26 protein-coding genes and 1 tRNA gene are annotated in these 21,303 nt (G+C 71.1%); 19 read left to right on the plus strand and 8 right to left on the minus strand.

The genetic code is table 11. The annotated features are described in order from the left end of the window. Both AC13HU_RS07850 and AC13HU_RS07855 read left to right on the plus strand, forming a co-directional pair. On the plus strand, positions 1-515 hold a 515-nt coding region (locus AC13HU_RS07850; RefSeq protein ID WP_483041028.1), incomplete at its 5' end, for an RDD family protein. Positions 516-625: 110 nt separating this feature from the next. Then, entirely contained in the window at positions 626-1,099 is a 474-nt protein-coding gene (locus tag AC13HU_RS07855) for an RDD family protein (protein WP_483041029.1), read from the plus strand. A gap of 41 nt (positions 1,100-1,140) precedes the next feature. Here AC13HU_RS07855 and AC13HU_RS07860 read toward each other — a convergent pair whose 3' ends face one another. Continuing rightward, positions 1,141-1,425, minus strand: coding sequence for a hypothetical protein (locus AC13HU_RS07860; protein ID WP_483041030.1), 285 nt, complete (start codon positions 1,423-1,425; stop codon positions 1,141-1,143). A gap of 291 nt (positions 1,426-1,716) precedes the next feature. On the opposite strand from AC13HU_RS07860, the gene AC13HU_RS07865 reads away from it, so the two are divergent. After that, positions 1,717-4,158 (plus strand): immune inhibitor A domain-containing protein, encoded by a 2,442-nt coding sequence (locus AC13HU_RS07865; protein ID WP_483041031.1) that lies wholly within the window; start codon positions 1,717-1,719, stop codon positions 4,156-4,158. Between the two features lie 92 nt (positions 4,159-4,250). Beyond that, positions 4,251-4,565 (plus strand): hypothetical protein, encoded by a 315-nt coding sequence (locus AC13HU_RS07870; RefSeq protein ID WP_483041032.1) that lies wholly within the window; start codon positions 4,251-4,253, stop codon positions 4,563-4,565. On the opposite strand, the gene AC13HU_RS07875 is transcribed toward AC13HU_RS07870, so the two are convergent. Both AC13HU_RS07875 and AC13HU_RS07880 read right to left on the minus strand, forming a co-directional pair. Next, a complete protein-coding gene (locus tag AC13HU_RS07875; RefSeq protein WP_483041033.1) occupies positions 4,549-5,145 on the minus strand; it encodes an isochorismatase family protein in 597 nt (198 codons plus the stop codon). The genes AC13HU_RS07870 and AC13HU_RS07875 overlap by 17 nt on opposite strands. A 196-nt stretch (positions 5,146-5,341) precedes the next feature. Further along, positions 5,342-6,673: a nicotinate phosphoribosyltransferase gene (locus tag AC13HU_RS07880; protein WP_483041034.1), complete on the minus strand. Its 1,332-nt coding sequence runs from the start codon at positions 6,671-6,673 to the stop codon at positions 5,342-5,344. 136 nt (positions 6,674-6,809) lie between these two features. Here AC13HU_RS07880 and clpS point away from each other — a divergent pair, with 136 nt between their 5' ends. The 12 genes from clpS to rdgB all read left to right on the plus strand — a co-directional run bounded on the left by clpS (position 6,810) and on the right by rdgB (position 15,115). Then, positions 6,810-7,160, plus strand: coding sequence for an ATP-dependent Clp protease adapter ClpS (gene clpS, locus AC13HU_RS07885; RefSeq protein ID WP_483041052.1), 351 nt, complete (start codon positions 6,810-6,812; stop codon positions 7,158-7,160). Further along, positions 7,160-7,723: a DUF2017 domain-containing protein gene (locus tag AC13HU_RS07890; protein ID WP_483041035.1), complete on the plus strand. Its 564-nt coding sequence runs from the start codon at positions 7,160-7,162 to the stop codon at positions 7,721-7,723. Before clpS ends, AC13HU_RS07890 begins: the two co-directional genes overlap by 1 nt. A gap of 82 nt (positions 7,724-7,805) precedes the next feature. After that, positions 7,806-9,347, plus strand: coding sequence for an amino acid permease (locus AC13HU_RS07895; protein WP_483041036.1), 1,542 nt, complete (start codon positions 7,806-7,808; stop codon positions 9,345-9,347). A gap of 31 nt (positions 9,348-9,378) precedes the next feature. Beyond that, a complete protein-coding gene (locus tag AC13HU_RS07900) occupies positions 9,379-9,789 on the plus strand; it encodes a M67 family metallopeptidase (protein ID WP_483041037.1) in 411 nt (136 codons plus the stop codon). Between the two features lie 85 nt (positions 9,790-9,874). Then, on the plus strand, positions 9,875-9,964 hold the full coding sequence (locus AC13HU_RS07905; protein WP_483041038.1) for a putative leader peptide: 90 nt from the start codon (positions 9,875-9,877) through the stop codon (positions 9,962-9,964). Between the two features lie 124 nt (positions 9,965-10,088). Beyond that, positions 10,089-10,415: a MoaD/ThiS family protein gene (locus AC13HU_RS07910; protein ID WP_483041039.1), complete on the plus strand. Its 327-nt coding sequence runs from the start codon at positions 10,089-10,091 to the stop codon at positions 10,413-10,415. Further along, positions 10,415-11,365 (plus strand): PLP-dependent cysteine synthase family protein, encoded by a 951-nt coding sequence (locus tag AC13HU_RS07915; protein WP_483041040.1) that lies wholly within the window; start codon positions 10,415-10,417, stop codon positions 11,363-11,365. Before AC13HU_RS07910 ends, AC13HU_RS07915 begins: the two co-directional genes overlap by 1 nt. 306 nt (positions 11,366-11,671) lie before the next feature. Continuing rightward, complete coding sequence (locus AC13HU_RS07920; RefSeq protein WP_483041041.1) at positions 11,672-12,424, plus strand: MBL fold metallo-hydrolase; 753 nt, start codon at positions 11,672-11,674, stop codon at positions 12,422-12,424. A gap of 356 nt (positions 12,425-12,780) precedes the next feature. Beyond that, a complete protein-coding gene (locus tag AC13HU_RS07925; RefSeq protein WP_483041042.1) occupies positions 12,781-13,014 on the plus strand; it encodes a PTS sugar transporter subunit IIB in 234 nt (77 codons plus the stop codon). A gap of 65 nt (positions 13,015-13,079) precedes the next feature. Further along, entirely contained in the window at positions 13,080-13,814 is a 735-nt protein-coding gene (gene rph, locus AC13HU_RS07930) for a ribonuclease PH (protein WP_483041043.1), read from the plus strand. A 163-nt stretch (positions 13,815-13,977) separates the two neighbouring features. Then, complete coding sequence (locus AC13HU_RS07935) at positions 13,978-14,502, plus strand: hypothetical protein (protein ID WP_483041044.1); 525 nt, start codon at positions 13,978-13,980, stop codon at positions 14,500-14,502. A 7-nt stretch (positions 14,503-14,509) separates the two neighbouring features. Continuing rightward, a complete protein-coding gene (gene rdgB / locus AC13HU_RS07940) occupies positions 14,510-15,115 on the plus strand; it encodes an RdgB/HAM1 family non-canonical purine NTP pyrophosphatase (protein ID WP_483041045.1) in 606 nt (201 codons plus the stop codon). A gap of 46 nt (positions 15,116-15,161) precedes the next feature. Here rdgB and AC13HU_RS07945 read toward each other — a convergent pair. The 4 genes from AC13HU_RS07945 to bcp all read right to left on the minus strand — a co-directional run bounded on the left by AC13HU_RS07945 (position 15,162) and on the right by bcp (position 17,088). Then, positions 15,162-15,236: transfer RNA gene (locus AC13HU_RS07945), tRNA-Leu, on the minus strand. A gap of 6 nt (positions 15,237-15,242) precedes the next feature. After that, positions 15,243-15,917 (minus strand): HNH endonuclease, encoded by a 675-nt coding sequence (locus AC13HU_RS07950; RefSeq protein ID WP_483041046.1) that lies wholly within the window; start codon positions 15,915-15,917, stop codon positions 15,243-15,245. Then, the gene (locus tag AC13HU_RS07955; RefSeq protein ID WP_483041047.1) at positions 15,914-16,534 is read right to left on the minus strand and encodes an HNH endonuclease; all 621 of its coding nucleotides are present in this window, start codon (positions 16,532-16,534) and stop codon (positions 15,914-15,916) included. The genes AC13HU_RS07950 and AC13HU_RS07955 overlap by 4 nt, the downstream gene beginning before the upstream one ends. A gap of 86 nt (positions 16,535-16,620) precedes the next feature. Next, positions 16,621-17,088, minus strand: a complete 468-nt coding sequence (gene bcp / locus AC13HU_RS07960; protein ID WP_483041048.1) for a thioredoxin-dependent thiol peroxidase — start codon at positions 17,086-17,088, stop codon at positions 16,621-16,623. Positions 17,089-17,188: 100 nt separating this feature from the next. On the opposite strand from bcp, the gene AC13HU_RS07965 reads away from it, so the two are divergent. Together AC13HU_RS07965 and AC13HU_RS07970 are read left to right on the plus strand one after the other, a co-directional pair. Further along, positions 17,189-17,515, plus strand: coding sequence for a DUF3618 domain-containing protein (locus tag AC13HU_RS07965; protein WP_483041049.1), 327 nt, complete (start codon positions 17,189-17,191; stop codon positions 17,513-17,515). A gap of 49 nt (positions 17,516-17,564) precedes the next feature. Further along, positions 17,565-17,864 carry a GroES family chaperonin gene (locus AC13HU_RS07970; RefSeq protein WP_483041053.1) on the plus strand — a complete coding sequence of 100 codons (300 nt, stop codon included), beginning with the start codon at positions 17,565-17,567 and terminating at the stop codon, positions 17,862-17,864. An 81-nt stretch (positions 17,865-17,945) separates the two neighbouring features. Here the strand turns inward: AC13HU_RS07970 and AC13HU_RS07975 are convergent, their stop codons facing one another. After that, positions 17,946-20,360, minus strand: coding sequence for a transglycosylase domain-containing protein (locus AC13HU_RS07975; RefSeq protein WP_483041050.1), 2,415 nt, complete (start codon positions 20,358-20,360; stop codon positions 17,946-17,948). A 284-nt stretch (positions 20,361-20,644) separates the two neighbouring features. On the opposite strand from AC13HU_RS07975, the gene AC13HU_RS07980 reads away from it, so the two are divergent. Further along, the coding region (locus tag AC13HU_RS07980) for an ABC transporter permease (protein ID WP_483041051.1) at positions 20,645-21,303 on the plus strand (659 nt) is incomplete at its 3' end.

Below are 21,303 nucleotides of genomic sequence, written 5' to 3' on the forward strand. Positions count from 1 at the left end.
GCCAGAACCCGTACGAGCAGAATCCGTACGGCCGCAACCCTTACGCGGGTGGCCCGGGCGGCCCCGACCCGCTGGCCGGGATGCCGCCGCTCGCCGAGGCCGGCAAGCGGCTGCTGGCGCGGATCATCGACATCATCATCGTGCTGATCCCCGCGTTTCTGCTGGACTGGGCGGCGGTCGGCGTTCAGGACAACCACTTCAGCACGGGCCGTTCCGCGGTCGGCGGGATCTTCACCGCCGGGATCGGGTTCGTCTACGAGTTCCTCATGACCCGCGCGACCGGGCAGACCGTCGGCAAGAAGGTGATGCGGCTGCGGGCCGCGATGCTCGAGAACGGCAGCGTGCCCACGTCCAACGCCGCCGCGATCCGCGCGGCCGTCCTCTGGGTGCCCGCGTTCTGCTGTTCCTGCGTGTGGTTCCTCGTCATCGGGGCAACGATTCTCGTCGACCGGCCGTACAGGCAGGGCATCCATGACAAGGCCGCCAGAACCGTGGTCGTCCAGACGGAGCCCTGACCCTCCCGGAACGCCGCGGGCGACCCACCACCGACCGCGATGTCCCGCGACCTGCGGAACCCGGCAACCCGGGGGGTGTGCGTCACCCGAACGGCTGGTTTACTCAGGTCATGACGGCAGAGCACCCCGAGGGTATGGCGCCGCTGGCCACCTTGGGCCAGCGGTTCCTCGCACGGCTGATAGACACCGTAATTCTCCTCGCGGTGGTGGTCCTGGTCTCGTTGGCCGCGATGGGCGACGACATCCGGCACGGCAGCGACGAGGCACTCGGCAAACGCGCGCTGGTCGCGATCGTCGGCTACCTGCTGTACTTCGTGATCGAGGGCGCGATGACCGCCGCCCGCGGCCAGACCGTCGGCAAGATGGCGCTGCGCATCCGCGCGGCCCGGCTGAGCGACGGGGGAGTGCCCGGCGCGGCCGGCTGGCTGCGCGCCGCGGTGTACGTACTGCCCGCCGTGCTGAGCGCGATCCTGATCGGCCCGGCCTTCTGGCTGATCAACTCGCTGTGGTGCACCTGGGACCGGCCGTTCCAGCAGTGCGTGCACGACAAGGCGGCCAAGACCGTGGTCGTGGCCGCCGTCTGACGCGCGTCCCGGGCGCGCCTGCCCCCGGGACGTGGGAGTCCCTAGCGCAGCGAGTGCTCGCCCACCCGCGCCTCGGTGCTCGGCACCGAACCGCCCACCCGGGCCCGCGGCACCGCCGCCGGCACCGTGGGCGCGGCCATGGCGGCGGACCTGCGCCCGCCCGGACTCAGCGCGGCCGCGACGAACAGGCCGAGCAGCAGCCCGAGCGCGGCGACGGCGATCACCGCGCCGGCGGAACGCACGTCCGTCAGCAGCAGGATCACGAGGGTGAACAGGACGACGGTCGCGGAACCGTAGGCGACTTGCGCGTTCGTAGGACGTGGCATGAGGGGAACCGTCCTCGGAGTACGTCGATGCGGGGGCATGCTGACGGGGGGTGACTCTACGGTTCGGAATGCCCAGGCCCGCCCCCGGGTAAGCGTTGCCTTACCCACGGTGCGGAGCACAAGGGGGCGCACGGGGTCGCACGTGTGACCGATACCTCAACGCATGTGCAGCGGGGGGCTGTTGGTGCGACGGACGTCCAATCGGCGGATGCCGGGCGCCGAGGGTCGGCCAACTTAACCGCCCGTCATGCTCAAGTCAAGATCTGTCTTTTCCTCCGTCGCTCCGATGCAATGGCCTTTCCCAAGGGGAGGTCAAGGATCTTGAAAAGACAGCACTGGATCGGTCAAAGTGCCGCCCTGGCAGTCGCGATAGCCGTGCTCGGTGTCCCCGCGATCGCCACCGGGGCGGCCGCGGCGACCCCGGGCCACAGCAGCAGCCCCGCGACCCCGGCGGCCGGCCACGACCCCGCGCAGAGCGAACCGCACGATCTGCCGGGCCCGTTCAGCAAGCAGCAGGCGGCCGAGCACTCCGCCGCACTCCAGCAGGTCGTCTCCGGCGACGCCACCGTCCAGCAGCGCGACGGCTCCCAGGTGGTCCAACTCGGCCACGGCAAGGGCAAGCAGAGCAAGTACGTCGAGCTGGGCCGGGAGAAGACCGACAAGATCTTCACGATCCTGGTGGACTTCGGCGACCAGGTGGACGACACCACCACCTACGACCCGGACGGCCCGGACGGACCCGAGCCGCCCACCACCAAGTACGGCGGCGACCCCGGCCCGGCGCACAACTCCATTGCCCAGCCGGACCGTTCGCAGGACAACAGCACCGCCTGGCAGGCGGATTACAACCAACAGCACTTCCAGGACCTGTACTTCTCGCACGCCAAGGACAAGGAGTCGCTGGCGAAGTACTACGAGAAGCAGTCCTCCGGCCGCTACTCGGTCGACGGCGAGGTCACGGACTGGGTCAAGGTCCCCTACAACGAGGCCCGTTACGGCTCCGACTGGTGCGGCTCCACCATCTGCTCCAACGCCTGGGACCTGATCCGCGACGCCACCACCGCCTACGTCGCCGACCAGCAGGCGCAGGGCCGTACCGACGCGCAGATCAAGGCCGACCTGGCGGAGTACGACCAGTGGGACCGCTACGACTACGACGGCGACGGGGACTTCAACGAGCCGGACGGCTACATCGACCACTTCCAGATCGTGCACTCCGGTGAGGACCAGTCGGCCGGCGGCGGCGCGCAGGGCACCGACGCACTGTGGGCGCACCGCTGGTACGCCTACGGCACCGACGCCGGGAAGACCGGGCCGGCGGGGGACAAGGCCGGCGGCACCGAGATCGGCGACACCGGCATCTGGGTCGGCGACTACACCCTCCAGCCGGAGAACGGCGGTCTGGGCGTCTTCGCCCACGAGTACGGCCACGACCTCGGCCTGCCCGACGAGTACGACACCTCGTACGTCGGCGAGAACAACACCGCGTTCTGGACGCTGATGTCCTCCGGTTCCTGGATGGGCACCGGGAAGGACGCGATCGGCGACCTGCCCGACGACATGAGCGCCTGGGACAAGCTCCAGCTCGGCTGGCTGAACTACGGCACCGCCAAGGCCGCGACCCGCTCCACCACCAAACTGGGCGTCGCCGAGTACAACACCAAGGACAAGCAGGCGCTGGTGGTCCGGCTCCCCGAAAAGCCCGTCACCACCACCGTCACCACGCCCGCGGAAGGCGACAAGCAGTGGTGGAGCGGCATGGGCGACGACCTCTCCAACTCCCTGACCCGCACGGTCGACCTCACCGGTGCCACCTCCGCCTCGCTCGGCCTCAAGGGCTGGTGGGACATCGAGCAGAACTACGACTTCCTCTACACCGAGGTCTCCACCGACGGCGGCGCGAGCTGGACCGGGCTCGACGGCACCGCGAACGGCAAGGCCCTCCCGCGTGACGGCAGCGACCGGCCGGCCCTGACCGGCACCTCCGGCGCGTACGAGGACCTGTCCTTCCCGCTCGACGCCTACGCGGGCCGGCAGATCCAGCTGCGCTTCCGCTACGCCACCGACGGCGGCGTCGCCCAGCAGGGCTTCGCGGCCGACGCGATCACCGTCACCGCCGACGGCAGGACGCTGCTCACCGACGGCGCCGAGACCGACGACAACGGCTGGACCGCCGACGGCTTCTCCCGGATCGGCGCGTCCTTCAGCAAGGACTACCCGGAGTACTACGTCGCCGAGAACCGGCAGTACACCTCGTACGACAGCACGCTGAAGACCGGCCCGTACAACTTCGGCTGGGCCGGCACCCGGCCCGACTGGGTCGAGCACTTCCCGTACCAGGCCGGCCTGCTGGTGTGGCTGTGGGACACCTCGCAGCCCGACAACAACGTCGGCGCCCACCCCGGCAGCGGTGAGATCCTGCCGGTCGACGCGCACGCCAAGCCGGAGACGTTCACCGACGGCACGGTCATCCGCAACCGGGTCCAGGCGTACGACTCGGCGTTCAGCTGGTATCCGTCCGCCGGGTTCACCCTGCACAACGACGGTGTTGCGGGGCGCATCCCGGCGAAGCTCGGCAGCCCGGCCTTCGACGACCACTACGGAACGTACTGGTACGCGAACAACCCGTACGGCAGCGTCGACGTCCCCGACACCAACACCCGGCTGACCATCCTCAGCCAGGCGCTCGACGGGAGCACCATGACGGTCCAGGTCGGTCCGTCACACCGGTAACATGCGTCACATTCACCGGTCTGACCTGCACTGATGCGACGTTCGGCTGCCGTCCCCTGGTGGGCGGCGGCCGATGCGCACAAGATGTGGACATGGCGGTCGGAGGTTTCATCAAGCTCCCGGGCGGCACGGTCGTGGTGGCGCTCGGCCTGCCGCACCCGGCGTGTCCCGAGCTGACCGTGCGGGTGGTCGTCCACGCGCTGAACCGCCAGCGCGCCCTGACCCGGCTCAGCAACCTCGGCTTCCGCGGCGCCCGCCTGTCCGGCAACGCCGAGCCGCCCACCCCCGACGAGGTCTCCGCGGTGCTCCACCACCCGGACGGCCTGGTCTGGCGGGACTACCGGGCCCGGGGCCCCGACCCCTGGCACCCCATCTCCACGCTGAACCGGGTCACACCCCGCCCGTAGCCGCCGGGTGCTCGTGCACCTCCACGCCGGCCTGCCGCAGCTGGACGAGCGCCTGCCGCGTGGTGTCCTCGGCCACCCCCGCGGTCAGGTCCAGCAGCACCCGGGTCGCGAAGCCCTCGCGCGCGGAGTCCAGCGCGGTGGCGCGCACGCAGTGGTCCGTGGCGATCCCCACCACGTCCACCTCGGTGACATTCCGCTCGCGCAGCCACCCGGCCAGCCCGGCGCCGTTCTCGTTCTCGCCCTCGAAGCCGCTGTACGCCGCCGCGTAGGCGCCCTTGTCGAACACCGCGTCCACCGCGCCCGACGCCACCGCCGGGGCGAAGTTCGGGTGGAACCCGACACCCTCCGTGCCCGCGACGCAGTGCGGCGGCCACGACGTCACGAAGTCCGGGTGGTCCGAGAAGTGGGAGCCCGGGTCCACATGGTGGTCCCTTGTCGCCACGATGTGCCGATACGTTCCCGCGGACTGCCCGATCAGGTCCGTGACCGCCGCGGCCACGTCCGCCCCTCCCCGCACCGCGAGGCTTCCGCCCTCGCAGAAGTCGTTCTGCACGTCGACGACGATCAGTGCGCGGTGCATGGTCTCTCCGAGTTTCTCCGGTCTCCGGACCACCGAGCCTATTGCGGAAGCCCCGCACCAACCAGGGGTGCGTGGGGGCCCTCCCGGCGAAGCCAGGGGGAGAACCGCGCGAGCGACCGGTCACCGGCCGGTGGCCCGGGCACTCGCCGCGGGGGCTGGGACCGCGGGCCCCCGGCTGCGCCGTCGTGGCCCGGGGTCAGACGATCTCCGTGGGAAGCGCCGGCTCCCCCCGCGACAACTGCGTGGCGGAAAGCGGGAGCCCCGCACGCGCGGCAACGTGACGGGTGCGCGCCGCGTCGAGCGGCTCGCGCCCCACCACCTCGCCCGCGCGCACCAGCGGCACCAGCAACTGCCGGTCCACCAGCTCCGCGGGAACCTGCCCGCTCCCGAGCACCTCCGCCTCGGCGACACCGTCGGCGTCCAGCCGCCGGGCGGCCCACTTCCGGCCGCCCACGCTCGTCTTCCCGCCGAGCGCCTTCTTGGCGACCGGCGTGAGCGGCGCGTCGGCCCGATCCGGCACGGACGCGCGGGCGACCAGCTTGTAGACCATGGAGCAGGTGGGCTGCCCGCTGCCGGTCACCAGCGACGTGCCGACCCCGTACGCGTCGACGGGAGCCGCGGCCAGCGACGCGATGGCGTACTCGTCCAGGTCGGAGGTGACCACGATCCGGGTGTCCTTCGCCCCGAGGTCGTCCAGTTGCTGCCGCACCCGGTGGGCGAGCAGCAGCAGGTCCCCGGAGTCGATCCGCACCGCGCCGAGCTCGGGCCCGGCCACCTCCACGGCGGTGCGCACCGCCTCGGTGAGGTCGTACGTGTCGACCAGCAGCGTGGTGGAGCGGCCGAGCGACTCGACCTGCGCGGTGAAGGCGTCCCGCTCGGTGTCGTGCAGCAGCGTGAAGGCGTGCGCGCTGGTGCCGATGGTGGGCAGCCCGTAGCGGAAGCCCGCGGCGAGGTTGGAGGAGGAGCGGAACCCGCCGACGTAGGCGGCCCGCGAGGCGGCCACCGCGGCCAGCTCGTGGGTGCGCCGGGCGCCCATCTCCATCAGCGGCCGCCCGCCGGCCGCCACCGCCATCCGGGAGGCGGCCGCGGCGATCGCCGAGTCGTGGTTGAGGATCGACAGGATCACCGTCTCCAGCAGCACCGCCTCGGCGAAGCTGCCCTCCACCCGCAGGATCGGCGAGCCGGGGAAGTACACCTCGCCCTCGGGGTAGCCCCAGATGTCGCCGGTGAAGCGGTAGTCGGCCAGCCACTTCAGGGTCGCCGCGTCCACCACCCGTTCGCGTTCGAGGAACTCCAGCACGGGCGCGTCGAAGCGGAAGTTCTCCACCGCGTCCAGCACGCGGCCGGTGCCGGCCACGACGCCGTACCGCCGCCCCTCCGGCAGCCGCCGGGTGAACACCTCGAAGACCGACCGGCGGTGCGCTGCGCCGCTGCTGAGGGCCGCCTGCAACATGGTGAACTCGTACCGGTCGGTGAACAGCGCGGTGGACGGCACGTCCACCGGCAGGGCCAGGTCTGCTGTGCTCATGACGACGATGCTACCCCGCATCTCGTCAAACTGACGAGATCTCGATGGGTGTGTGCCCCCTCACACGCCCATTTGTGCGACGACCCCACGGAGCGGCAGCATGGAACCTGTGAGTGCCCATCCGTCTGCCACCCCCATCCCCGCAAGGGCCTTCCCCCACCGTTCGGCCGGGGGAACCACCCGGTGCAGCGTGGCTCCTGCCGAGATCGAACGTACCGAGTCCAGCGAGGCCCCTTCGGTGGTCCCCGAACCGGACGTTCCCTGGGTGACCCTCGTGCACAACGACCCCGTCAACCTCATGAGCTACGTGACGTATGTCTTCCAGGCGTACTTCGGGTACTCGAAGGGCAAGGCCACCAAACTGATGAAGGACGTCCACTACAAGGGTCGGGCCGTGGTCTCCAGCGGCAGCCGCGAGGAGATGGAGCGGGACGTGCAGGCGATGCACGGCTACGGTCTGTGGGCGACGCTGTCGCAGGACCGCTGATGGCTCGCCGACGAGCCCGCGCCGGCTACTTCGAGCCGGTCCGCGGCGGCGGCGCCGCCATCGCGCTGGACGAGGTGGAGATCTCGATCCTGCGCAGCCTCGCCGTCCAGTTGCTGGAACTGGTCGGACCGGGCGACCAGCCGGCCGACGCCGACGACGACCCGCTCGCGCAGCTCTTCGCCGAGGGCCCCACCAAGCCGCCGGACGACCCGGCGCTGGCCCGGCTCTTCCCGGACGCGTACGAGGAGACCGAGGACGCCTCGGAGTTCCGCCGCTTCACCGAGAACGACCTGCGGGCCCGCAAGCGCGAGGACGCGCTGGCGATGATCCGGGTGCTCGACTCCGGCGGCCCGGCGCTCAAGCTGACCGAGGACGAGGCCCGGCAGTGGCTCGGGACCCTCAACGACCTGCGGCTGACCATGGGGACCCGGCTCGGCGTCACCGAGGACGAGGCCGACGAGCTGTACCACCTGCCGGAAGGCGACCCCCGCAAGCCGCTGGTCATGGCGTACCTGTGGCTCGGCGGCCTCCAGGAGAGCCTGGTCGAGACGCTGATGCGCTGACCCTTCGCCCTTTCCGGTGACGTGCGGACCGGCTGCCGTCCGGGCCGCCGCGCGGCCGCCGCCGCGGGGTACGTATCCCCGCATGGTGGACGAAACGCGCGTGCGGCCCACGTCGGACGGCCCGGAGGGCGGGCCGGTCGGCGGCCCGGCGACCGGCGAGGAGGGCTACACCCGCGGGCTGGGCAGCCGGCAGATCCAGATGATCGCGATCGGCGGCGCCATCGGCACCGGCCTGTTCCTCGGCGCCGGCAGCGCGATCCACCGGGCCGGCCCCAGCCTGCTGCTGATGTACGCCGTCGCCGGCGCCGTCGTGTTCTGCATCATGCGCGCGCTCGGCGAACTGCTCACCTACCGCCCGGTCTCCGGCTCCTTCGCCGACTACGCCCGGGAGTTCCTCGGCCCGTTCACCGGCTACGTCACCGGCTGGACGTACTGGCTGATGTGGGTGGTCACCGGCATGGCCGAGGTCACCGCCGCGGCCACCTACGTCAACTACTGGTGGCCCAGGGTGCCGCAGTGGACGGCCGCGCTGCTGTTCCTGCTGCTGCTGGCCACCGCCAACCTGGTGTCGGTGCGGCTCTTCGGCGAGATCGAGTTCTGGCTGTCGACGGTCAAGGTCACCGCGATCCTCGGGATGATCCTGATCGGCGTCGGCGTGCTCACCCTCGGGGTGTCCGCGGCCGGCCACACCGCGTCGGTCGGTCACCTGTGGCGGGACGGCGGCTTCTTCCCCAACGGGGTCGGCCACTCGCTGCTGACCTTGCAGATGGTGATGTTCGCCTACCTCGCGGTCGAACTCGTCGGCGTCACCGCGGGCGAGGCCCGCGACCCGCGCCGGACCCTGCCCAAGGCGATCAACACGCTGCCGTGGCGGATCGTGCTGTTCTACGTCGGCGCGCTCACGGTGATCCTGTGCGTGGTGCCGTGGACGGAGTTCCAGCCGGGGGTCAGCCCCTTCGTGGCCGCCTTCGCGAAGATCGGCATCCCGTTCGGCGCCGGCGTGGTCAACTTCGTGGTGCTCACCGCCGCGCTGTCGTCCTGCAACTCCGGCATGTACTCCACCGGCCGCATGCTGCGCGACCTCGCCGCCAACGGGCAGGGCCCGCGCGCCTTCGACCGGCTCACCACCCGCCGCACCCCGGCGCTCGGCACGCTCGCCTCGGTGGCCGCGATGGGCATCGGGGTGTGGGTCGACTACGTGGACCCCAAAGGGGCGTTCACCTACATCACCGCGTTCGCCACGGTGGCCGCGGTGTGGACCTGGGCGGTGATCCTGGCCGCGCACATCCGCTACCGCGCCGCCGTACGCGCCGGGCAGGCCGCCCCCGCGTGGTTCACCGCGCCCGGGGGAGCGGCCGCCAGCTGGTGCGCGCTGGCCTTCCTCGCCCTGGTCCTGGTGCTGATCGGCCTCGACTCCGACGCCCGGGTGTCGCTGTACGGGGTGCCGCTGTGGGCGGCGCTGCTCGGCGCCGGCTACCGGGTGCTCAAACGGCGCGACCCGGCGGCGTTCGCCCGCCGCCCGCACCTGCCGCCCGGCGCCCCGGCCCCCGCGCCCGACGGCGCCCCGGCGGCGGACGAGGCGGCGGGCGGGGCCGGCGGGCTTCCGGGCACCCCGGCGGTGTAGCCGCACGCCCGGCCCCTGTTACTTTTCCCGCATGCTCACCATCACCCAGGACCTGTACGACGCGATCGTGGCCCACGCCCGCGCCGACCACCCCGACGAGGCGTGCGGGATCGTGGCGGGGCCGGAGGGCAGCGGCCGCCCCGAGCGGTTCGTGCCGATGCTGAACGCGGCCCGCTCGCCGACGTTCTACGAGTTCGACTCCACCGACCTGCTCAAGCTCTACCGCGACCTGGACGACCGCGGTGAGGAGCCGGTGATCGTCTACCACTCGCACACCGCCACCGAGGCGTACCCCTCCCGTACCGACATCTCCTACGCCAACGAGCCCGGCGCGCACTACGTGCTGGTCTCCACCGCGGAGGAGTTCCAGTTCCGCTCGTTCCGCATCGTGGACGGCCAGATCACCGAAGAACCGGTCGAAGTAGTGCCTTCCACACCATGAGCTTCCGGATGCTGGGACGGACCGGCCGGACCGGGGAGGGGAATCGATACGATGACCCCATGGTTCTCCTCGATGTGAGCGACTCATGAGCGACAAGGCGCCCGGCGCGCTGCTCGTGGCGCGGCTGCACGTCGATCTGTGCCGCCGCACCAGCGCGGCGTGTCCGCGCGCCTGAGCGCCCGCCGCCCGGGCGGCACGCCGTCGTACCGGCACCGCACCCGCACGGCCCGCACGGAACCACCCCGGCTCCAGACCGGCGCCACCCACCCAGCTTCGTCCGCACTCACAGGAGCGCAGCCATGGCCATCGAGGTTCGCATCCCGACCATCCTCCGCACGTACACCGACGGCCAGAAGGCCGTGGCGGGTGCCGGGACCACGCTCGACGAGCTGTTCACCGACCTCGACTCCCGCCACGCGGGTCTGCGCGACCGCGTCGTGGACGGCGGCGAGCTGCGCCGCTTCGTGAACGTGTATCTGAACGACGAGGACGTCCGCTTCCTGGACGGCATCGCCACCAAGGTCGCCGACGGCGACAGCGTCACGATCCTGCCCGCCGTCGCCGGCGGTTCGGGCGCCACCGACACGGCCGCGCACACCGCGGCCGCGCCGGCCGGCCGACGCTGATGCGGTACGACAGCCCGCTGGCCGCGGTCGGCAACACCCCGCTGGTGCGCCTGCCCCGGCTGTCGCCGTCGGAGCAGGTGAGCATCTGGGCGAAGCTGGAGGACCGCAACCCGACCGGCTCGGTCAAGGACCGGCCGGCGCTGCACATGATCGAGCAGGCCGAGGCGGACGGCGTGCTCACCCCCGGCTGCACCATCCTGGAGCCGACCTCCGGCAACACCGGCATCTCGCTGGCGATGGCGGCCCGCCTCAAGGGCTACCGGATCGTCTGCGTGATGCCGGAGAACACCTCCTCCGAGCGGCGCGAACTGCTCGCCATGTGGGGCGCGGAGATCATCCCCTCGCCCGCGGCCGGCGGCTCCAACACCGCGGTGCGGGTCGCGAAGGAACTGGCCGCCGAGCACCCCGACTGGGTGATGCTCTACCAGTACGGGAACCCGGCGAACCCCGGCGCCCACTACGCCACCACCGGCCCGGAGATCCTGGCCGACCTGCCCACCATCACCCACTTCGTGGCGGGCCTGGGCACCACCGGCACCCTGATGGGCGTGGGCCGCTACCTACGGGAGAAGGTGCCCGGCGTCACCATCGTGGCCGCCGAGCCCCGCTACGACGACGTGGTCTACGGCCTGCGCAACCTCGACGAGGGCTTCGTGCCGGAGCTGTACGACGAGTCGGTGCTCTCCACCCGCTTCTCGGTCGGCTCGCAGGACGCGGTGCGCCGTACCCGTGAACTCCTGTCCGCGGAGGGCATCTTCGCCGGCGTCTCCACCGGCGCGGCGCTGCACGCGGCGCTCGGCGTGGCGCGCAAGGCCGAGCAGGCCGGCGAGCGGGCCGACATCGTCTTCGTGGTCGCCGACGGCGGCTGGAAGTACCTGTCCACCGGCATCTACACCGCCGCCTCCACGGAGGAGGCCGTCGCCGCGCTGCACGGCCAACTCTGGGCCTAGTGCCGTGGCCGGACGGCGAGGCCCCGGCCGGCCGGGCACGGCAGGGCGCCCCGGCCCGGCAGACGGAGCCGGGGTGCGGGGCCGGGGGCCCTAGCACGGTGATTTGCTCCCGGAGGGGTACGCGGGGGCGGGTCGCGTTCGCAGCCGGGTTCGGGGTGACCCGGACTGGTGATTCCGCCCACAACCGGTGCCGGTATGAGCGCGGTGCGCAGCGGCCCGCTTTACCCTTCCTAGACGTGGCGGGAGTCCGCCACCCTAGGAGCCGGATCGGGGCGATGCGCCGCGCCCTCGGAGGTGTACCCCGCGATGAACCTCACCGTCGTCGGCTGCTCGGGCTCGTTCCCGTCCGCGGACTCGGCCTGCTCGAGCTACCTGCTCGAAGCCGACGGCTTCCGGCTGCTGATCGATATGGGCAACGGGGCGCTGGGCGAACTCCAGCGCCACTGCGGCCTGTACGACCTGGACGCGGTGCTGCTGAGCCATCTGCACGCGGACCACTGCATCGACATGTGCGGCTACTTCGTGGCCCGCTACTACCGGCACGAGGGCGGCCCGGTCTCGGCGATCCCGGTCTACGGCCCGGCGGGCACCGAGCGCCGGCTGAGCATCGCCTACGGTGACGTGCCGGACGAGAAGTGCATGAGCGAGGTCTTCGACTTCCGCACGCTGCGGCCGGGCTCGTTCCGGCTCGGCCCGTTCGAGGTCACCACGGCCGCGGTCAGCCACCCGGTGGAGGCGTACGGCTTCCGGATCGAGGCCGACGGCCGGGTGTTGGCGTACTCCGGCGACACCGGACCGTGCGAGGCGCTGCGCGACCTGGCCGAGGGCGCGGACCTGTTCCTGTGCGAGGCGTCCTTCACCCACGGCAAGGAGGACATCCCCGACCTGCACCTCAACGGGCGCGAGGCGGGGCAGGTCGCCGAGGGCGCGGGCGTGGACCGGCTGGTGCTCACTCACATCCCGCCGTGGACCAACCCGTCGGTGAACCTCCGGGACGCGCAGGCCGCCTTCGCCGGTCCGGTGGAACTGGCGAAGGCGGGCGCGACCTACGAGATCTGACGGGGCGACGGTTATTTCGTCAGCGGCTATTTCGTCAGGTCCTCGACTTCCTCGGTCGGTTCCCGGCCCAGTGTCTTGAGGTCGAACCTCACGATCGCGAACCGGAAGTGATGTCGCCGTGCGCGACGGTGCCGTCGGGCTTGGTGAAGTCGCCGAGCCGGAACCAGGCGACGGTGTTCACGAACTGGTGCATGCCGACCGGGATCAGCCGCCATGGTCGCCCCGGGTGGACGTTCACCGCCCGTGAAATTGGGCCAACCGTGAGTTAACGTGACATATCGGAAACATACCGACCCGCCGGCGGGTCCCGATGGGCACGGGAAGCAACCGGCGGGCCAGGACAACAGGAGAAGCAGATGGCCACCAAGGCAGAGAAGATCGTCGCCGGACTCGGCGGAATCGAGAACATCGAAGAGGTCGAGGGCTGCATCACCCGCCTGCGCACCGAAGTGGTCGACCCCGTTCGCGTCGACGAGGCCGCGCTGAAGGCCGCCGGCGCCCACGGCGTGGTCAAGATGGGCAACGCGATCCAGGTCGTCGTCGGCACCGACGCGGACCCGATCGCCGCGGAGATCGAAGACATGATGTAGGAGATCGAGGCCATCACGTGGGCGCCGGGGACAGGGCAGCCGCTCACCCGGATAGGCTCAACCGCATGTCACGATTCGACGGCCGCACCCCCGACCAGCTCCGCCCCGTCACGATCGAGCGGGGTTGGAGCAAACATGCCGAAGGGTCCGTCCTGGTCGCCTTCGGCGACACCCGAGTGCTCTGCACCGCCAGCGCCAGCCAGGGCGTACCGCGCTGGCGCAAGGGCAGCGGCGAGGGATGGGTCACCGCCGAGTACAGCATGCTGCCGCGCGCCACCAACACCCGCGGCGACCGCGAGTCGGTCCGCGGCAAGATCGGCGGCCGCACCCACGAGATCTCCCGGCTGATCGGCCGCTCGCTGCGCGCGGTCATCGACTACAAGGCACTCGGCGAGAACACCATCGTCCTCGACTGCGACGTCCTGCAGGCCGACGGCGGCACCCGCACCGCCGCGATCACCGGCGCGTACGTCGCGCTGGTCGACGCGGTCGCCTGGATGCAGGCCAACCACCTGGTACGGCTCAAGGCCAAGCCGATCACCGGCACCGTCGCCGCCGTCAGCGTCGGCATCGTCGACGGCGCCCCCGTCCTGGACCTCGCCTACGAGGAGGACGTCAAGGCCGAGACCGACATGAACGTCGTCTGCACCGGGGACGGCCGCTTCGTCGAGGTCCAGGGCACCGCGGAGGGCGCGCCCTTCGACCGGGCCGAACTCGACGCGTTGCTCGCGCTCGCCACCGGCGGCTGCGCCGATCTCACCAAGCTCCAGCAGGCGGCCCTGGCCACCGTGTCCGACTGACGGCTCCGGCCCAGCGGCCCCTCTCACCTGCCGACGGCCCTGCACCGGCGCGGAGGGCACCCCCTCCGCGCCGGGCCCGAGGGCAACCCTCCGTGCGCGTGCCGCGTGTGTACAGATGCGCGCGGCACGCGGCCGTGCGCGGAGCCGGGGAGGGGCCACCGCAATGAACCGCCGCCGCACCGCCGTTCGCACCGTCCCACGCACCGCCCACCTCATCCGCACGACCTGCCTCGTACGCGCCGCCCGTGCCGCCCGCTTCGCAAGAGCCGCGCACCGCGCGCGGACCGGCCGCCTCTTACGCACCCGCGCCGCCGTCCTGCCGGTCGCCGCCCTGCTGCTCGCCGCGACCCTCAGCGCCTGCCACGGCGTCACCCGCGCGCTGGACTGCGTCAAGACCGCCGCCACCGTCGCCGGCGACGTCCAGGACCTGCAGAGCACCGCCACCAACATCGGCCAGGTCTCCGACCCCGGCCGCCGCAAGGCCACCGCCAAGGCCCTCGACAAGGTGCAGACCGACCTCGACCACATCGGCGACCGCCGCCACGACCCCGACGTCAGCCACGCCGTCTCCGACCTGTCCGCCTCGATCCGCCGTGCCCGCACCAGCGCCGCCGACGGCCACCACCCCGACCTGCATCCCGTCGCCACCGCCGCCGGCCACCTCACCGCGGTCTGCGCCCGGGGATAATCGGCCCATGACCACCCGTCTCGTGCTCGCCACCCGCAACGCCCACAAGGTCACCGAACTCAGGGCCATCCTCGCCGAGGCCGGCCTCGACAGTGACCTCGTCGGCGCCGACGCCTACCCGGAGATTCCCGACGTCAAGGAGACCGGGGTCACCTTCGCCGAGAACGCGCTGCTCAAGGCACGCGCACTCGCCGAGGCGACCGGGCTGCCCGCGGTCGCCGACGACTCGGGGCTGTGCGTGGACGTGCTCGGCGGGTCGCCCGGGATCTTCTCCGCCCGCTGGGCGGGCCGGCACGGCGACGACATCGCCAACCTCGACCTGCTGCTCGCCCAGCTCGGCGACATCGAACACCCGCACCGCGTCGCCCACTTCGCCTGCGCCGCCGCCCTCGCACTGCCCGACGGCACCAGCCGCGTCGCCGAGGGCCTGCTGCGCGGCACCCTCCGCCACACCCCCGCGGGCGCCGGCGGCTTCGGCTACGACCCCATCCTCCAGCCCGACGGCGAGGACCGGACCTGCGCCGAGCTGACCGCGGCGGAGAAGAACGCGATCAGCCACCGCGGCAAGGCGTTCCGCGCACTCGTCCCGATGCTCACCGAACTTCTGGGCTGAGCAGGCGAAAGCGCGGCACCCGTCAACGGATGCCGCGCTCGAGCGGTGGGCCCGGTGGGACTCGAACCCACGACACGCCGGATCTAAACCGGTGCCCTCTCGCCTGCTGGGGTACGGGCCCGCCGCGTTACTTTACTTCGTCGCGGGCGTCCCACGCACGGCCGGACCGGCGCCCGAACGTAGCGGTCTGGCTGTGGCACGAAGGGCACAGGTGACGCAGGTTCTCACGGCGGTCGTCCAGCCGGTCGCCGTTGATGTGGTCGATCTCCAGGACCAGGTGCCGACCCTGCCACAGTTCACCTGTGCCGCACTCGGCACAGATCCGCGGCACGCCGATGTCGTCCAGCGCGCGCCTGAGCATCTTTGTCCGTGTGCGGTCCGCGCCTGCATGACGCCGGATGAGTATCTGCTCGGCGGACTTCCTGGTCGGTGACACGGTGCCGAGGAAGTGCCGCTGTCCGGTGAAGTGCGAGGTGTCCATGCCGTGCGCGTCCAGACTCCTCCTCACGCGTGTGCGTCCTGTGGTGTTGCACGGTATGCCCAGCGCTCTGAGTACGCCGCTGACGCTGGTGGACGCTGTGACGGCAACCGCGAGCACCTCGCGCCCGATCAACCCTTGGCGGTAGGCGCGTATGTCGGTGAAGTGGGCGGTGTCGATGCCGCAGCGTGTCAATCTCCGGCGCAGGCTGCTTCGAGTGATGGGATCGGGGGGCAGGCCGAGACGGTCCTGTAGTTGCGCGAGGCTGGTGCAGTCCGCTGCCGTCCGCACCAGCACCTCGCGGTCGAACCGTGGCGCGCTCATCGGATGCCACGGCGGCGGCCGCGGTACGTGTCGGTGACCGCATGGCAGTTCGGGCAGAGGAAGCGCAGGTTCTCCGGGCGGTTGTCCCACCACTCTCCGCTGATGTGGTCGACTTCGAGGGTGAGCGGCTTCCCGTTCCGCTCCGTGCCGATGCCGCACATTACGCACGTCTGCGCTATGCCCGACCGCACCAGCGCACCGCGCAGCCGCCGGCCAGGAACCCTGCCCCGGCCGGGGTCGCCCAGCCGCAGCGGGCCCTCCCGCCGGCTACCCGGAACGCGTTCGGCCGGCGGCGCGAAGTGCGAGGTGTCAATGCCGAGTGCGGTGATCCGGCGGCTGATGTGCGTCTGGTTGCCGCCGACCTGGCTGATACCGAGGTGGCGCACCACGCCCTTGACGCTTGTCGACGCTGCCACCGCGGCGAGCAGCCTGTCCTCGGTGTGCCTGGTCCGCTGTGTGGCGAAGTGGGCGATGTCGATACCTGCCTCCGCCATCTTCAGCCGTAGATAGCGTCGGCTGCCCGCCGTCGGACGGCCCCCGCAGTGGCGGACCGCGTCGTCGATGTGCGCTTTGCGAGCCGCCTCCTCCAGTAGTTCGCGCGTGTACCTGACCGCCATTACTCCTCCACAACCGTGCACGTGTTCGCACTCTCGTGCGGATCAACGAAGCGGGTCGGTGGGGGTTACGTGTCAGCGAATGCGGGTCAGATCTTCAGGTCGCGCAGGAGCTTGGCCACGTGGCCGGTGGCCTTCACGTTGTAGAAGGCGTGCGCGACCTTGCCGGCCGGGTCCACCACGATCGTGGAGCGGATGACGCCGGTGACGGTCTTGCCGTACATCGTCTTCTCGCCGAAGGCGCCGTACCCGGTGAGGACGCTGCGGTCGGGGTCGGCGAGGAGGGTGACCTTGAGGGACTCCTTGTCGCGGAACTTCGCGAGCTTCTCCGGCTTGTCGGGGGAGATGCCGAGGACGTCGTAGCCGGCGTCGGCGAGCACCGAGAGGTTGTCGGTGAAGTCGCACGCCTGCTTGGTGCAGCCCGGGGTCAGGGCGGCGGGGTAGAAGTAGACGATCACACTGCGGCCGAGGTGGTCGGCGAGCGAGACCTGGTTGCCGTCGGCGTCCGGCAGGGTGAACGCGGGGGCGGTGTCGCCGGGGGAGAGACGGTCGGACATGAAGGGCTCCTGGGGCAAACGGGGGTGCCGACGAGGCGCGGGCCGCGTCGTACTGACAGACTGTCCGAACGCTACCTAATCAGGCGATGGAGGCAGTGCGGTGTCGGAAGGTGCCAGGACGGCCGCTGAGATCGAGGCGGATATCGCCCGCAGGCGGCAGGACCTCGCGGTGACGCTTGACGAGATCGCGGTCCGGGTCCACCCGGTCACGATCATTCGGGACACCAAGGCGAAGGCGGTGTCCGCGCTGGACAACACGGTCGGCCAGGCGTATGTCGCGGCCAACCGCGCGGTCAGCCGGGCGCGGGCGCAGTTCGTCGACGAGGACGGCGCGCCGCGGATGGAGCGGATCGTACCGGTCGCGGTGGCCGGCGCGGCGGTCGCGGCCGCGGTGGTCGGTCTCACGGTGTGGCGCCGGCGCCGGTAGGTTCGTCGGCGTGAGTTCGAAAAGTGCACACGACAAGCTGCCCATCCGCATGCTGCACGACCGCGTACTGGTGCGGCAGGACAGCGGTGAGGGCGAGCGCCGCAGCGGCGGCGGCATCCTGATCCCGGCGACCGCGGCCGTCGGGAAGCGGCTGGCCTGGGCCGAGGTCGTCGCGATCGGCCAGCACGTGCGGACCGTCGAGGTCGGCGACCGGGTGCTGTTCGACCCGGAGGAGCGGGCGGAGGTGGAGGTGCAGGGCGTGGCGTACGTCCTGATGCGCGAGCGCGACCTGCATGCCGTGGCCGCCGAACGCCTCCAGGGCGACGACTCGACCGGCCTGTACCTGTAGGACCTCGTAGACCTTGTAGGTCTTCCACGGGCTTCAACCCGTCGGGCGCGCCCGACGGGACCGTCCCCTGTTCAGCCCGCCCTATCCGCCCCGGCCGCTTGTGGCCGGGGCGTTGTTCTGTGCGCTGGTCCGGCCGTTCGCCCCGTCCTGGGAGCCCTGGTTCCCGTCCTGCGGGGCGGACGTGTCGGTCGGGTCGCCGCCGCCGGGCGGCTGCACCGGGTCGGTGGGCACGGTACTGGCCGGCGGGCTGCTCGGGGTGCCGGGGGTGGTCGTACCGGTGCTCGGCGGGGTACTGGTGGGCGGCTGCTGGGTGTTCGGCGGCGTGGTGTCGGTGGCGTGCGGTGTGGTGGCGCCGCTGTCCGGCGTGGTGGGCTGGTCGTTTTGCGGCGGGACCGTCTGGGCGCCCTGCTGGAGGTCGAGGTGGAAGTCGGTGACCGGCTGGTTCTTGAGCGCCGCGGCGGTGTAGTCGGCCCAGACGGCGCCGGGCGGGCCGCCGCCGTTGATCCGACTCATGTTCATGGAGCCGTTCAGCTGCTCCTGGGCGCCGTTGGTCGGGTTCATGCCGAACAGCGCGACGACGGTGGCGAGTTTGGGCGTGTACCCGGCGAACCAGGCGGCCTTGTCGTTCTCCGCGGTGCCGGTTTTCGCGGCCGACGGCCATCCGGAGTTCTGGGCGGCCGCGGCGGTGCCGCCGGGGGTTTCGACCACGCTCTTGAGCATCGCGGTGGTGGTGTCGGCGGCGCTGCGCGGCACGGACTGCACCGGCTTGCGGTCCGGCAGGTTCAGGGCGTTGCCGTCCTTGGTGACCTTCGCCACGATCGAGTACGGGATCTGCACGCCGTGGTTGGCGAGGGTCGCGTACGCCTGCGCCATGTCCAGCGGGCTGGCGCTGTTGGGGTTGGCCTGGCTGCTGCCGAAGGCGCCCAGTGCCATGGCCGGGGTCTGCGGGATGTCCACGGCGTCGGGGATGCCCAGGTCGTGTGCGGTGTCGATGACCTTCTTGGTGCCGACGTCCTGTGCCATCTGCGCGAAGACGGCGTTGACCGACTGGTCCATCGCCCGGGTGACGGTGATGTTGCCGTAGTCGACGTTGTCCTCGTTGTTCGGGTGGTAGCCGACCGGGCCGTTCGGGCCCTGCACCTGGCGGCCGCTGTCGCCGTTGTAGACGGTGGTCGGCGTGATCGTCCGGCCGTCCTGGGTGGTGGACTGGTTCTGCAGCGCGGCGGTGAAGATCACCGGCTTGAAGGTGGAGCCCGGCTGGTAGGTCCGGTTGGTGGCGCTGCTGACGTACTGCTTGGTGTAGTCGATGCCGCCGTACAGCGCGACGACGTTCCCGGTGGACGGGTCGATGGAGACGCCGCCGGCCCGGACGTACTTGTCCTGCTTGGCGTTGCCGAGCTTGTCGTAGACGTCGTCCTGGGCCGTCTTGACGAGGGCGTCCTCCTTGGGCTTCTGGATGGTGGTGACGATGCGGTAGCCGCCGCGGCTGAGCGCGTCGGCGTCCACGATGTGGTGGTCGGTCAGGTACTGGTTGACCGCCTCGATGATGTAGCCGCGCTGGCCGGCCTTGCTCGCGATCGGCTTGGGCTTGCCGATGGTCGGGAAGGTGATGGCGGCGCGCTGGGACGGGGTGAGCCAGTGCTCCTTGACCATGCCGTCCAGCACGTAGTTCCAGCGGGCCTTGGCGGCCGGGGCGTTCTCGGGGTGCGCGGACAGGTCGTACTCGCTGGGCGCGTTGAGCAGCGTGGCGAGGTAGGCGCCCTGGGCGGTGGTGAGGTCGGCGGCGTTCTCGCTGAAGTACGCCTGGGAGGCGGCCTCGATGCCGTACGCGTTGCGGCCGTAGTAGCTGGTGTTGAGGTAGCCCTGCAGGATCTGGTCCTTCGTCTCGTTGCGGTCGAGCTTGATCGAGATGAAGAACTCCTTCACCTTGCGCGTGGCGGTCTGGCTCTGGGTGAGGTAGTAGTTCTTGACGTACTGCTGGGTGATCGTGGAGCCGGACTGCTTGCCCTTGCCGGTGGCGGTGTTCCAGGCGGCGCGCACCATGGACTTCGGGCTGACCGCGGACTCGTGGTAGAAGTTGCGGTCCTCCGCGGCGAGGGTGGCGTAGCGGGCGGTCGTGGCGACCTGGTCGAGCGGGATGCTCTGCCGGTTGACGGCGCCGTCGCGGGAGATCTCGGTCTTGCCGTCGGAGTAGAGGTAGACGTTGTTCTGCGCTATGGCGGCGGCGTTCGCGTCGGGGATGGACACCAGGGCGTAGCCGACGAAGAAGGCGCCGATCAGGAGGAGCAGCAGCGCGAAGCTGCCGCCGAGGAACATGCGCCAGGTCGGTAGCAGGCGGCGCAGGCCGGTGCGGCGTGGCCGGCCGGACGACGTCTGACGGGCGGCCCGTCCCTCCTGCCGCAGTTCCTGCTGTTGCGGTGCCTGCTGCTGCGACGGCGAACCGTTTCCGCGGCCGTCGCTGCTCCGGTCCGTACTCGGGTTCGGATCGTCACTCATGTCTGTAAGGACTCCTCGGCCGCCGCCAGGGTTGGCCTGCGGCGGTACATCATGGACCAACTGTTACGTACGCGCCCGTACACCCACGTAGTCCTCCGACTCCAACACTGTCGCATCATCCGCCCGGTGCCGATCGGCATCGGACATCCGTGACAGGGCTGTGACGGGCCGTCCGGCGCAGCTCGCTCACCCGTTCGGCGCAGGAAAACCGTTGGCAGCGCTGGCCGGCCGAACGCTAGGGTCGGCGGTTTGTGTGTCAGGCCACGTGAGGGGGTTCACAGTCGATGGGCGGCTTCTACGTGGCGGTGGTCACGCGGGGCTTCCGCCGCTACGCCACCTACCGCGTCGCCACCGCCGCGGGTGTCTTCACCAACTGCGTCTTCGGGCTGATCATCAGCTACAGCTACCTCGCCCTGTGGGACCAGCGCCCGCACCTGGGCGGCTACAGCGAGGCGCAGGCGCTGACGTACGTCTGGCTGGGGCAGGCACTGCTGACGCCGATGGCGCTGATGGGCGGCGGGTGCGAGGACGAGCTGATGGAACGGATCAGATCCGGGGACATCGCGGTGGACCTGTACCGGCCGGCCGACCTCCAGGGCTGGTGGCTGGCGCAGGACCTGGGGCGGATGGGGTTCCAGCTGCTGGGGCGCGGGGTGCTGCCGGTCCTGTGCGGCACGCTGGTCTTCGACGTGGCGCTGCCCTCCGACCCCTGGACCTGGTTGCTGTTCGTGGTGTCGGTGGGGTTGGGCGGGCTGGTCAGTTTCGCGCTGCGCTTCCTGGTCGGGCTGAGCGCGTTCTGGCTGCTGGACGGCTCCGGGGTGAGTCAGGCCATGATGCTGACCGGGCTGTTCTTCTCGGGGATGCTGCAGCCGTTGACGGTCTTCCCCGGCGTGCTTGGCGAACTGGCGCGGGCGCTGCCGTGGGCGTCGATGCTCCAGGTGCC

The sequence above is a fragment of the Streptomyces sp. NH27 genome, assembly GCF_056859195.1.

What these genes read in the sequence shown, in the direction of transcription:
- AC13HU_RS07970 (WP_483041053.1), top strand. Translation starts at nt 17,565, where the DNA reads ATGCTGCACGACCGCGTACTGGTGCGGCAGGACAGCGGTGAGGGCGAG.
- AC13HU_RS07890 (WP_483041035.1), top strand. Translation starts at nt 7,160, where the DNA reads ATGGCTCGCCGACGAGCCCGCGCCGGCTACTTCGAGCCGGTCCGCGGC.
- rdgB (WP_483041045.1), top strand. Translation starts at nt 14,510, where the DNA reads ATGACCACCCGTCTCGTGCTCGCCACCCGCAACGCCCACAAGGTCACC.
- AC13HU_RS07910 (WP_483041039.1), top strand. Translation starts at nt 10,089, where the DNA reads ATGGCCATCGAGGTTCGCATCCCGACCATCCTCCGCACGTACACCGAC.
- AC13HU_RS07875 (WP_483041033.1), bottom strand. Translation starts at nt 5,145, where the DNA reads ATGCACCGCGCACTGATCGTCGTCGACGTGCAGAACGACTTCTGCGAG.
- AC13HU_RS07900 (WP_483041037.1), top strand. Translation starts at nt 9,379, where the DNA reads ATGCTCACCATCACCCAGGACCTGTACGACGCGATCGTGGCCCACGCC.
- AC13HU_RS07955 (WP_483041047.1), bottom strand. Translation starts at nt 16,534, where the DNA reads ATGGCGGTCAGGTACACGCGCGAACTACTGGAGGAGGCGGCTCGCAAA.
- AC13HU_RS07855 (WP_483041029.1), top strand. Translation starts at nt 626, where the DNA reads ATGACGGCAGAGCACCCCGAGGGTATGGCGCCGCTGGCCACCTTGGGC.
- AC13HU_RS07920 (WP_483041041.1), top strand. Translation starts at nt 11,672, where the DNA reads ATGAACCTCACCGTCGTCGGCTGCTCGGGCTCGTTCCCGTCCGCGGAC.
- AC13HU_RS07935 (WP_483041044.1), top strand. Translation starts at nt 13,978, where the DNA reads ATGAACCGCCGCCGCACCGCCGTTCGCACCGTCCCACGCACCGCCCAC.
- AC13HU_RS07905 (WP_483041038.1), top strand. Translation starts at nt 9,875, where the DNA reads ATGAGCGACAAGGCGCCCGGCGCGCTGCTCGTGGCGCGGCTGCACGTC.
- AC13HU_RS07870 (WP_483041032.1), top strand. Translation starts at nt 4,251, where the DNA reads ATGGCGGTCGGAGGTTTCATCAAGCTCCCGGGCGGCACGGTCGTGGTG.
- rph (WP_483041043.1), top strand. Translation starts at nt 13,080, where the DNA reads ATGTCACGATTCGACGGCCGCACCCCCGACCAGCTCCGCCCCGTCACG.
- AC13HU_RS07925 (WP_483041042.1), top strand. Translation starts at nt 12,781, where the DNA reads ATGGCCACCAAGGCAGAGAAGATCGTCGCCGGACTCGGCGGAATCGAG.
- AC13HU_RS07860 (WP_483041030.1), bottom strand. Translation starts at nt 1,425, where the DNA reads ATGCCACGTCCTACGAACGCGCAAGTCGCCTACGGTTCCGCGACCGTC.
- AC13HU_RS07915 (WP_483041040.1), top strand. Translation starts at nt 10,415, where the DNA reads ATGCGGTACGACAGCCCGCTGGCCGCGGTCGGCAACACCCCGCTGGTG.
- bcp (WP_483041048.1), bottom strand. Translation starts at nt 17,088, where the DNA reads ATGTCCGACCGTCTCTCCCCCGGCGACACCGCCCCCGCGTTCACCCTG.
- AC13HU_RS07975 (WP_483041050.1), bottom strand. Translation starts at nt 20,360, where the DNA reads ATGAGTGACGATCCGAACCCGAGTACGGACCGGAGCAGCGACGGCCGC.
- AC13HU_RS07950 (WP_483041046.1), bottom strand. Translation starts at nt 15,917, where the DNA reads ATGAGCGCGCCACGGTTCGACCGCGAGGTGCTGGTGCGGACGGCAGCG.
- AC13HU_RS07895 (WP_483041036.1), top strand. Translation starts at nt 7,806, where the DNA reads ATGGTGGACGAAACGCGCGTGCGGCCCACGTCGGACGGCCCGGAGGGC.
- AC13HU_RS07865 (WP_483041031.1), top strand. Translation starts at nt 1,717, where the DNA reads ATGGCCTTTCCCAAGGGGAGGTCAAGGATCTTGAAAAGACAGCACTGG.
- AC13HU_RS07880 (WP_483041034.1), bottom strand. Translation starts at nt 6,673, where the DNA reads ATGAGCACAGCAGACCTGGCCCTGCCGGTGGACGTGCCGTCCACCGCG.